Below are 11,249 nucleotides of genomic sequence, written 5' to 3' on the forward strand. Positions count from 1 at the left end.
CCTGGCGAACTAAAGATTCATCAAGCCTCTCATGCCCGCTACTTTGAAGACTTCTTGAAATTCGTTGATTATGGTGAATCAATGCCAGAAATTATGAAAGCACAAGTCATGAATATGGTGCATGAGCATGTTCAAGAAACATACGCTGATAACAGCGAAGAGTTGCAGCAATTTGAACAGGCAATGGAAGTTTGGGAAGCAAGTGAAAAACGGGAGATTCAAGAGCGTCTCGATACGCATCAAGTGATTGAAGCCACAGCACAAATCGTTGAACATACGCCTGATGCAGAAATGCGAATGACGCTTGGCAATACTTCTGTGAAAGGATTGCTTTCCGATTTCGGCGAAAATGTCCATTTAGGGAAAATTAACGGGCGGTATGTTTTGCTTGTGGATGCAGAGTCGATTGTGTTTGAAAAAGGCGTCTCACCGATTGAATTTCATAAACCAGAAGATGTCATGTCGATATTGGAGCGGATCAGGCAGAAGGAATAGGTGAAGTGGAGAAGGATAGTGTAAAAATTACAATTTAGTGACCAAATTAGTGACCGCACATATGAGCTAAAAAACACTGATATTAATGGATTTATTACCTTGTTAGTGACCGCTTTAGTGACCAAATATTATGCTCTTTAGTTTGTGTAAGGTTTCCTTTAATTAACAATTTTATCCACTAGATAAAAAGCCAGTGACAAGGAAAAATCACTGGCTTAGTTTTTGAATATTTTATTGGTAAAGTTGTACGATACACTTTTTTTCTATCTGTAAAAGGAAAACACAGTCCTCCCAATTCATTTTTAATTCAAAATGCAGGAGCAGGAGTGCTTATTCAATATTCGATATATGAATCAGTGTGAGTGGGTGAAAAGTACCCCCATATCTCTCAAAGTTAACTATAAAAAGCCAAGAAATAAAAGCACTCACATTGTTGAGTGCTTTATATTAATTTAGACTAATTGGCTAGGTAAATCCCATCTGTCATAATACTTAGAAACATTATACTCATCATCCCTTACCTCAACAATCTTACCGTTTTCAATGTGGAAGTAAAAGTAATACTTAGTTGATGAGTTAAGTCTTTTACGAGAAACAAATGACTTTAATTCATCTCTTGTATAGAAAAATACAAAGTATTCCTCTTGGTAAGATACAGCGAAAGTATAAATGTCAAAAATATCATTCTCAATATCACTTATATCAACAGTATGCCATCCTGATGGAAATTCCAAGAAACTCTTGCTGTAGTAATACTTAAGAATCAACTTTTCACCTTGCTCATCCGTTAAAACCAATCCAGAACCCTCTTCACGATTAGCCTTTCTAATGCTAAATTGAGGGTTTTCTTGCTGTAACCTGTCTGCAACGTAATCCCTTGAATTAGCTCTTGTCACTAATGTTTGTTTTACTGGCTCTTCATTGTCCTCTTCTTGAACATATTCTTGGCTCTCTAATTTCCCCTCTAGAAACCTGACTTTCTCCTCCAACTTTTGAACACGACCAAACAGCTCTAAAACAATTGAATCATTTGACATTTTATGCCTCCTCAAGGAATCTTTTTTACATAGATTATATTAACATTTTTTCCACTAAAACCAAACGATTCTTTTTGATAAAACAAAATTACAAAAGATTCATTTTGTAGATTTTTTCTACAACCAAAAAAGATATCACACTAGTGGCTATCCTCTCAGTAACTTCATCTTACTTCACAAAGAGTAGCTCTGCTTATCTTAGAAACGTTCTATAACCCTTTATTGTTACCAACATTTCTATCTATTTCATCATTTACTCTACTCAACAAAAAACATCTAGCCTTGTCTAGGTTAGATGCTCAATCTAAAGTATTTGGTGTACCTACTTTCTTCGCAGTCCTAAACGATGACCCACAACCGCATGTAGCTATTTCATTTGGGTTATCAATCGTAAATCCGCCACCCATCATGGATTGCTTGAAAATTTTGATATATCAAAGTTTTTTATTGTTTTTGGTGATTATGAATTGCAATCATGATTGTTAATTGCAAGCCTGCTCAATTGTTAATGTCGCTAATTGAATAGTCCCCAAAAATTATACTTAAGGCAACTAATAACTCAAAAAAATTCCCCAACAATAGTTACGGTTCTTTAGATAATGAAATTAAAGCAAATTGTGTGAGTGGTACACTCTTCACAGTTCAATATAATAATCATTGTAATTTGATAACATGCCCCTTCTAAAATCAAGAAAGACACTCTTTTAGAGTGCCAACTAATGTTTTGCTTCTAAATATCAGATTATCTTTCCATTTGAGACTGATATTCATAATACAGATAATGGTATTTTTAATCCCTTTTCCTCTGAATACTCTTCACAAATAACAGTAACTTTTATATGAAAACTACCTTTTTTTAATGGAACTAATAAGTACTCATCATCAAATGTATACATCCTAGTGTGAAGCAAATCAGACAATTTCAATGTTATTGTATTTTCATTTAGGAATGTTGTGTTCCTTACTGTTAAGATGTTTTTCCCAACAAGTTGTGAATAACCCCTCGTAAGTGGAGGATAAGAACTAATTGCGGATAGTGCTTGACTCCCTATTAAATCATATATATTCGAGACTTTAAATTCACCTAGAATTTTCTTCATATTTGCCTTATCATATTCTTTTTCCGCAACCTCAATAGGATTTTCAGGAATTGTTGGTATCTTGGGTAATTCTAAGTCTTCGATTTCATCTTTTTTAAGTATTTTAACTTCATTTGGAAAAGTTATATCTATAAATATTTCATTTGCTTTAGCAGAACCAATATTTGATATGGAAAAAGATAAATCTAAACCTGTGTCCGTAAGTCTTGTAAAATAAATCGCTTCCTGATTAAATTTATCAATCTCTTGATTAGTAGGTATATTGTTATTGTAATTTTCGATTTCCTCTTTTTTAATATAGGGAAGAAGATATTCTTCAATCAAACTATAATCAATTTGTTCAAGGTATCCCAAATGTTCAAAATTAAGATTTTCTTGAAATTTAATTTTTAATTTATCTGACTCATTAATTAAAATTTCTAAATTTGGCTCTTTACCAATTTGTTTTTTTTTTAGTTCATCTAGTTCCTGTCTAAGGGAATAGTTCTCTTTACTTAATCTAAGAAATTCCTCTGACATTTCTGGTGTTATTGCTTTATCTGCTCTAATCCATCCTGTTCTCTGATGTCTAGAAAATGCTTTGACTAACGCTATCGTTATCTTGTTTACAAGGTCATCTGATGTTTCCCAAAATTCACACATTTTTCCTTCAGTTACTTTTTTTATAAATTCATCAAGTTTTTTTTCATTGCTTTTATTACCTTCCCTTTCGTTAGGAGTCGTTGCCACATCTCTATTTCTAACAAAGGACATTATAGGAATCCCTAATGATTTAGCATAATCATACTCTTTTTCAGTATAGCTAATCCCTTCTTTTGTAACTGAACCATAGCGATGCCCGATTATTAATATATAATAGTCGCTATCCATCATAGTATCTTGGATTATTTTCCATTGTTCATCATTATCAGCACTAAACATCTCCATACCTACAGGAAAATGATACATCGACAAAATGGTTGAAAATACTTTCTCTCTAGCTTCTATTAAGTCCTTGTATGTAGAACTAATAAATATCTGAAATTTTTTATCTTGCATTTTAACCCTCCTTTTTCAAGCAGAAATAGTCCTTTTACATTATACCAAATTCAGGAATTTTATTATTTAATTATTTTTACTTTTGTTGTTATTTACCTGAGTACAGGAGCAGTAGAGCTACTAAATAATTCATTAAATACTCCTTGAAATTGGTCAATAGACTCCCACTAGAACAAAAAAACACCCTTTTTGAGTGCCTAAAATATTTGCTCGTAATCTCCTAGAAATTGCTATGGTTTGTAGAGGTGAAAGAAAAATGGCATTTGGTTACAAATGGGCGTTTAAAGATATTTTAAAGAGTAATTGATATTTTGCTATTTCGGTATAAGAGCGTATCTGCTACGCCTTTCTACCCATATGCTTTACTTGCTATTAGCACTATCCCTACCTTCACATGTGCGTTCTAAAATTATGTCACGTACAAATTGTGCGAATGGACAATCGATAGCTTAAAGTTGGCTCTGTGGCATAATGAATATGATTTCATGAGTGCTGTTATAGTTCATTTCAAATTTTAAGGCAATAAAAAACAACTGACCGTTGGTTAATTTGTTCAAACATGTTTCCATGTCTTACCCAGTCTTATATCTGATATCGTTCTTCTATGGACACCATATTTTTCTCCTATTTCAGCATTGGTCATGTTTCCTTGCTTCAATAGCAATTTAACCTCTCTGACATCCTGCTCTGTAAGCTTTGCTCTTTCCTTAGTTTTATTAATTTCATCATCATACTGAGTCTTAACATGCGAGTATATTTTACCTGTTTTGATTCTGTGAATGGCTTGTTTAGTTACATTGAATTGGTCGGCAATTTTTTGAAGGGTCATCTCACCTTCCTTAAGTAACTCCTTAATTATCTGTATGGATTCCTCAGATAACTTATTATCTTGCTTTCCTGCATTAAAACCAGCAACTTCAATGTGTTTCCAAGTGGTGCCCAGACTTATATTGGTGATAGTTGAAGATGCGACATTAAAATTTTTGGCGATTTGTTCATGTGTCAAATTTCCTTGAACAAGAAGTTTCTTAATTTCAGTAGCATCCTTATCTTTTAGTTTTCTGTATGATGTACTAATGGGAGTGTCAGTAGGGATATGACTAAAGTTCCTTCCTCTGGATATGGCACTAACAGTAGTTATACCCACATTAAATATTTCAGCAATCTCTTTCTGTTTTAATTTCCCTTCTGCTAATAGGTTCTTTATCTGCTTACCTCTTTCTTCTCTTTGTTGTATCCTTGCTTCAATGAAATTCTCTTCGAAGAGGTACTTCCACTTCCTCCCAGTTCCGATTTCATAAACTGCTATTGGAGATATACCAAAGGTTTCAGCAATTTGACTACAAAACAGTCCTTCCTTCAAAAGCTCATGGATTTCAAGTACCTGTGAAGCAGTTAGTTTGGAACTACTACTGTTCTCTCCTTGATTTGCTTCTCTTATTTTTCGTCTAGTTTCCTCTGTGACTAATCTGCCTATACCTGCTTCTGCTATCTTTTTCCTTGCTTCTTCTGTGTGGGACCTTCCAAGCATTAAAGCACTTCCACCAAATGTCATGTTGTATCCATTGTTATAAGAATCATAGTGGTTAATCCAATACATTTCCTTCTCATTTAGCTCATCAAGAGTATCTGCTTTATCAATGACTTTCCACTTGAATGATTCCTCACCATATCTTCTGATTGCTCGATGGAAAATAAATTCACTACCACTTCTAGCATCTAACAAGTGTCTTTTCTTTCTTGTCTGTAATGTCCTTATTGTCAACCCAATATACACTTTACGATTAACTGTATTAGTTGCTTTATAAATAATCAATTAGCATCCACCTATTCTATAATAAACAGGACATTAATCCCCTACACGTTCCCTTACAGCTCTATAAAGAGTTGCCCTGCTTATCTTGGTTATCTGTTCAATCTCTTTCACAGTCATCTTATTGGTATTTCTATTATTAAATAACTCAAGGGCATACTGTAAACCACTGTTATTCTCCGTGTATTTCTTAGGTCTTCCTTTATAGACTCCTCTTCGCTTAGCTTCTTCAATGCCCTCCAATTGCCTTTCCTTAATCATATCAGCTTCAAATTCTGCGATACCAGATAATACTGTTATCATTAACTTACCAATTGCTGTTCCTGTATCAATTTTATCTCCACCCATATTCAAGACAATAAGCGAAACACCTTTGCCTTTTAAGTACTCAATAGTGTTTAAAGCATCTTTGGTACTTCTAGCAAACCTATCTAACTTTGTAACAACAATGGTGTCACCTTCTAGCACTGTCTCAAGGAGTAGATTGAATTGCTCTCTTTCTTCTTTCTTCCTTCCACTGACCTTTTCTTTAAAAATAATGTCACATCCCGCTTCTTGCAGTTGTTTAATTTGTGCGGTTAGATTTTGACCTGCTGACGATACACGACCATACCCATATTTCATATCAATTCCCCCTCTATTTCGACACATGTATATGAGACAACTTTAACCTAAGTATATCAATCTCCCAACATTGTATCAATAGGGTGTACTTAAATGAAACATTATATTACTACTGGAAATTTAACTAACTATCATTTTGAACTAATCTCAAAAAATAAAACTTATATATCTGCTTTTAATGTTAAAATTATCCTAAAAGTACTCTTAGGAGAGAAATAACATGAAACCAAATGAAGAAATTGTTTTACAAAATAAATTACTTATTAGACACGATTTAATTGAAGAAGGACTAACATTAACTGAAAGAGAATCATTGATTCAGATGCGGAAAAGATGCGATATTTTATTTAAAGATAAAGAAGGAAGAAACCTTTATATCGAGGTGAAAGAAGTAGTAGACGACAAAGCTATCGAACAAATGTTAGGTTACAGAACATTTGTTAAAGACAATGATTCAAGGTTCATGTTGATAGCAAATTATCCAATAAACGATAATTACCAATCAAAATTACACGAACTACAAATAGAGTATATGGCTAGAAATAAAAACGATATTCAAGTCCAGTTAAAGAATATAGTTGAAATACCAAAGGGAAATTCTAATTACCGTACTAAAGAAAATGTTATAAAGAAACTAAATAAACAAGGCACAATTGCAAGTGATATTTACAATTACATAGCTAACAACTTACATACTTTAAACACCTCGATTATCTGTAATATCTCAGATGGAATTATGTTTCAATTAGTACAATGTAATGAGAAATTTTTATCTATTTCAACCATCGGAAACCGCTTGCTATTTCATTTCCCTAATGGAAATCGTGATAGTATATACGCCAAATATAAAATTACAATTCCAGAACTATACCGTTACAAAGATAAGTATTTAGAGAATATTGATAAGGATAAATTTAAAGACAAAGAGCCTAATCAAATTGATATTAAATTAAAACATGTTATAAGTTTGGATTATATCAAACCACTTATTAATGAAGCATATAAACAGTCATTAATAAGCAGTCGGTCACACATCTAAACAACATTAAAATAGTACAGAGTTTCCTAGTTATAAAAGGAAACTCTGTACTAACCCAAAATATTTATAAAGATATACTTCATTTTTCAAACGTTTAAAAAATTTCATCCGCTTTTACAATCAATAAAAACAACTAGTTTGACACTTCCTTAAAGGTATACCTTTTTAAACTTTAATCAATGTCCAAATGGCTTTTCTTTTTCAACTGATACTGTTAAAGTTGGTAAACTCCCAACATTATCTTCATATTCCGCTTTGTAAATAATACCGTTTTGAGTATAAGATAAAGTTTTTTCCTCTACAATTTTTCCATTACTTAAACCTAAATAGTTAATAGCAATTTGTTCTTTATTCTCCCCTTTAGGGTCTGCTATTAATATTAGGTTAGCACCTGCTTGATAAACATCTATATAACCTGATTTATTGTCCGTTACATTTCCTATAACCACAGCATACGATACCTTACCAGTATCCTTTTCTGTGCTAGCACTAACATATAAAGAATTATTTACTTGTCCATCATAACGAATGCCAAAAGGAATTTGGCTTTCTCTTTCATTTTTTATCATAAAATATGAATTATCATAATCATCAACAGATTCATTCCAATAATTACTAAAGGTTTTCCAATCCATATTAAAGATTGTATTTTCGTAGGTATTTTCTGTACTCTCTTCTTGCGCTACAACTTCCTCTTCATTTATTCCATCTTCTTTTTCAATTAAAGCTTCTAACTCTTGTTTGTAGGACTTAATTTTATTTGTCAAAGCTTTATCACTTATTCCAATTTCTTCAATTTTACCTAAAGAGTTATAAAAGGAAGCTTCTTTATCACTATCTGCCTTCATTTCTTGATAATCCTTTTGTATATATTCTAAAAGCACTTTTGAAATAGTTTTGTTTAATTCATCTTTCTTTTCCTTTGATGAATCGTTTGTCGCATCTTCATAGATTTTTTTTGCTGTAAAATAATCTTTTTCTTCAATTGATTCGACTACTTTTTTTGCAGAGTCTTTACTACTTGCGCCACAGCCACTTAAGATGACCAAGCTTATTCCTAAAATAATAAATAAGAAATTCCTTTGCATCCTTCTCCACTCCCCTATTAAACTATATATGTAATCTAGGATAATTTTACCATTTGAAAGCAAATTAAAATAGATATATAAGCCCGTGTCGAAAGTTAAAAAATTGCACACGAAACAAGCATGTCAATAAACATACTTTTATGATTATTTTTATCAATTATACGTAATGAAATATTTAACATCTGTAGGAGTGGAACACTTATTTTTCGAGTTTATCGTTCATTTGATAAATCCTCTCTTTTATACAGAAAAACCCCATCATAGAAATGGGGTTTCAATCTACTTGCTTTGTGTTTGGAATGCTTGATTAGCATTATATGGTATTTGTGTTTTTTATATAAGGTTAATCGAAAATTCCAAAGTCCTCATATTTTTGTTTTAATAACGTTTCATTAAATTATCGCAAAACCCTTTTATTTAAAAGTGTGGCCGTAGTATTCTTGCAACTTCTCATATGCTTTTGCGTATAATTCCAAATACATAAATTCCTTGTTTTTATCCCATTTATTTTTGTCATCGTAAGGGTCGTTCTCAACACTTATAACTTTCCTTTTTCCACCGTAATCTTCAATTGATTCCTTCACTACCTTTATAGGTGTGTTGAATCTCTCTTGCCTTTTTTTCGCTAACCCAACTACATAATCGTTTCTTGTTTTATGAAAATCGTTTCTGTTCTCTAAAAAATACTGAATCTCGTTACTGTTATAAAATTCAATTGCTTCACGATTATTTTTCTCTAACCATTTGATAATCGGATTCTTTCCTGCACGTAAAAATATTGCATGCGCTGTATAAGCTAATACCAGATATAAACGTTCACCGCTTTCATCCGTAATTCTGTTTAATCTGTATTTATACTCTTTCCAGTATTCTTGTACAATCTTCATATTTTTAAGGTTGTGAATTTCCTTCAATGAAAGGTGCTTGTATTTGTCTTGGTTTTGCAGTTCTCTCTGCATTAAAGAAATTTCCCCTACGACATAAGATGATAGCTCAGGATATTCATATCTATAAGAAATGGATTGCTCCGTTTCTCCGCTCTCATCGTCCCAACTTTCTGATATAACTGGAATTTTACATTTTCCCATTTCATACGGTACATGTGTGATTATTTTTGCTTTATTTAACCTTGCAACCACCGCCATAAAATAATCGTTCAATCTTTGAATCTCTCTTACTACGTAATCTTCAACAACATCATCATAACCTTTTTTAACGACCTCATTTTCAACTAATCTATTAGTCTCGGCTTCTAACACCCTTGAATCATATTTCAATTTTCTTGCTTCAAACATTTCTTTAGTAATAAAACCCATATCCAATAACCATTTTGGGATTGTTTGTGGCTTCTCACTTTGATGCGTTTCTAAATACTCTAACATCATAATTGGAAATGCTTGCTCATACTTCAATGGCACTTGCCCCTTTCCGTTATTTACACGTTTATCTTTACGGTCAGCTTCAACATCACGTTTTGCACCCAATATGTATTTAGTCTTCTTTCCACCCTTACCTATCGTCTCAACACTTTCATATCTTTGGTCTAAATCCGTAACAAATCGATTAAATATATTTATCATCAACTTATTATTTTTAGCCATATGCTCCTTGATTATGTCGTCACCTTCGATTGCTACAATTTCTTCCTGTGTAAATTCTGTTTTATTCACTTAAAACAAACTCCTTTTATTTTGAAATTCATACTTTCTTAAAAAAGATACATAATTGCCTTATGATAATATATATAATTTATTATAGGTCGATATTGTATCTTTTTTCTTCCTTAACCAAAACCCAAGCCGTTAAATCTCCGCTATCGCTCCGATTCACCGACTCCACATCCACAACTTCGTTGTGTCTGTGCAACAAATACTTTTCTTTCACATTAACAATTGAGTGGAGGAGCGAGCTGTTAAGCTTGCTTTTGAAAATCAACCTCATGGAGTTATCAACGAAACGGAATAGCGTAATGAGTGGATTTGCCTTTCATCAATTTATTACCTATTTAATTTATCTTAAATACCCACCTGATAATCCCTCACCTTCAAATATAAATGGTTTCTCATATCAAAAGACCACAGATATGTCAACCATTTATATTTAAATTATACCATATTTTTTTATTCCAGTCCAAAAACCTCTTAATTAGTACGTTAATTCATTAAAGTGTCGTATCTTTATTTTGATTTTCCTACAAAACAAAAAAAACAGAAAATCGGTCTTTATTATCGAAATAGTTCTTGTTTGTCTATGGAGTGATGAAATGGAGTTTCAACCACAAGTGGGAGCTCTAATATGCTTATCATCACAAATAGCATTTCAAGTGAGGCCGATGGAAGTGCCACTCATTGATTCTGAAGGGGAAACCCATGTTATGGTGATAAGCGCCCCGACACATCAAGAAACACACCCATTATTAGTGAGCGCGTTTCTTTGCATCTTAATGCGAGGGAAAATCCTTAGACTCTTCGTTCTCTCTTCTTTCTTTGACTTTCTGAATACTTGGCTAGATTTTATAAGAAGGAGCAGAAAACGAGGTTGCAGCCGCTAGTATTTACAAATTCATTAAAGGACTCGCTTTAAAGCTGCTTTAAAACCTTTTTTATAATCTTTTAATTAAAGTAGCGCTTCATATTTAAACTAGCTCTTTCAAATTAAGTAATAGTTTTTTATAGTAGATAGCTTACAAATAAGAACGAAGGTTTTTTACTAGCTCATCAACATCTAAATGCAAATATTTAGTTGTTACCGAAATATCACTATGACCTAAAGCCTTTGAAATCACAGCAACATTCGCCCCTTTATCTAACAAGGATTTAGCAAAACCTCTTCAATATTTAGATACAACGCTTAATAAATATTTTCAAAGGGACTGAAGCAGCCACTATTAGTAAAAACATATTTACAGTCTGGTGTGAGACATACATAGACTTATAAGCATTTTGTGAAATGCAGCTTTTAGTTGTCTTCAGATAGAATGTCAACTTTGGTAATAATGCAGTTTCGCAATACTTT

General features: G+C 32.5%; 8 protein-coding genes and 2 pseudogenes. 2 read left to right on the top strand and 8 right to left on the bottom strand.

The annotated features are described in order from the left end of the window. A partial coding sequence (locus HNP81_RS13900) for a DUF3900 domain-containing protein (RefSeq protein ID WP_182503028.1) occupies positions 1–495 on the top strand: 495 nt, incomplete at its 5' end. 452 nt (positions 496–947) lie between these two features. Here the strand turns inward: HNP81_RS13900 and HNP81_RS13905 are convergent. From HNP81_RS13905 to HNP81_RS13920, 5 genes and pseudogenes are all read right to left on the bottom strand, one after another. After that, entirely contained in the window at positions 948–1,532 is a 585-nt protein-coding gene (locus tag HNP81_RS13905; RefSeq protein WP_182503029.1) for a hypothetical protein, read from the bottom strand. Positions 1,533–1,831: 299 nt separating this feature from the next. Beyond that, positions 1,832–1,954, bottom strand: a pseudogene (locus HNP81_RS23890) (iron-sulfur cluster assembly accessory protein); the annotation flags it as partial. Positions 1,955–2,299: 345 nt separating this feature from the next. Next, the gene (locus tag HNP81_RS13910) at positions 2,300–3,670 is read right to left on the bottom strand and encodes a DUF4062 domain-containing protein (RefSeq protein ID WP_182503030.1); all 1,371 of its coding nucleotides are present in this window, start codon (positions 3,668–3,670) and stop codon (positions 2,300–2,302) included. 553 nt (positions 3,671–4,223) lie between these two features. After that, positions 4,224–5,486: a helix-turn-helix domain-containing protein gene (locus HNP81_RS13915; RefSeq protein ID WP_182503031.1), complete on the bottom strand. Its 1,263-nt coding sequence runs from the start codon at positions 5,484–5,486 to the stop codon at positions 4,224–4,226. Between the two features lie 33 nt (positions 5,487–5,519). Beyond that, complete coding sequence (locus tag HNP81_RS13920) at positions 5,520–6,107, bottom strand: recombinase family protein (protein ID WP_182503032.1); 588 nt, start codon at positions 6,105–6,107, stop codon at positions 5,520–5,522. Positions 6,108–6,327: 220 nt separating this feature from the next. Here HNP81_RS13920 and HNP81_RS13925 point away from each other — a divergent pair, with 220 nt between their 5' ends. Further along, positions 6,328–7,146 (top strand): endonuclease NucS domain-containing protein, encoded by an 819-nt coding sequence (locus tag HNP81_RS13925; RefSeq protein WP_182503033.1) that lies wholly within the window; start codon positions 6,328–6,330, stop codon positions 7,144–7,146. A 176-nt stretch (positions 7,147–7,322) separates the two neighbouring features. On the opposite strand, the gene HNP81_RS13930 is transcribed toward HNP81_RS13925, so the two are convergent. The 3 genes and pseudogenes from HNP81_RS13930 to HNP81_RS13940 form a co-directional block, all read right to left on the bottom strand. Beyond that, a complete protein-coding gene (locus HNP81_RS13930) occupies positions 7,323–8,234 on the bottom strand; it encodes a hypothetical protein (RefSeq protein WP_182503034.1) in 912 nt (303 codons plus the stop codon). 413 nt (positions 8,235–8,647) lie between these two features. After that, positions 8,648–9,904 (bottom strand): hypothetical protein, encoded by a 1,257-nt coding sequence (locus HNP81_RS13935; protein ID WP_182503035.1) that lies wholly within the window; start codon positions 9,902–9,904, stop codon positions 8,648–8,650. A gap of 1,013 nt (positions 9,905–10,917) precedes the next feature. After that, positions 10,918–11,064, bottom strand: a pseudogene (locus tag HNP81_RS13940) (tyrosine-type recombinase/integrase); the annotation flags it as partial. Positions 11,065–11,249 lie beyond the last annotated feature (185 nt).

The organism is Peribacillus huizhouensis (assembly GCF_014138605.1).
GTDB classification, from domain to species: domain Bacteria; phylum Bacillota; class Bacilli; order Bacillales; family DSM-1321; genus Peribacillus; species Peribacillus huizhouensis.

Coding starts and splice junctions, on each gene's coding strand:
- HNP81_RS13905 (WP_182503029.1), bottom strand. CDS start 1,532: ATGTCAAATGATTCAATTGTTTTAGAGCTGTTTGGTCGTGTTCAAAAG.
- HNP81_RS13910 (WP_182503030.1), bottom strand. CDS start 3,670: ATGCAAGATAAAAAATTTCAGATATTTATTAGTTCTACATACAAGGAC.
- HNP81_RS13920 (WP_182503032.1), bottom strand. CDS start 6,107: ATGAAATATGGGTATGGTCGTGTATCGTCAGCAGGTCAAAATCTAACC.
- HNP81_RS13925 (WP_182503033.1), top strand. CDS start 6,328: ATGAAACCAAATGAAGAAATTGTTTTACAAAATAAATTACTTATTAGA.
- HNP81_RS13930 (WP_182503034.1), bottom strand. CDS start 8,234: ATGCAAAGGAATTTCTTATTTATTATTTTAGGAATAAGCTTGGTCATC.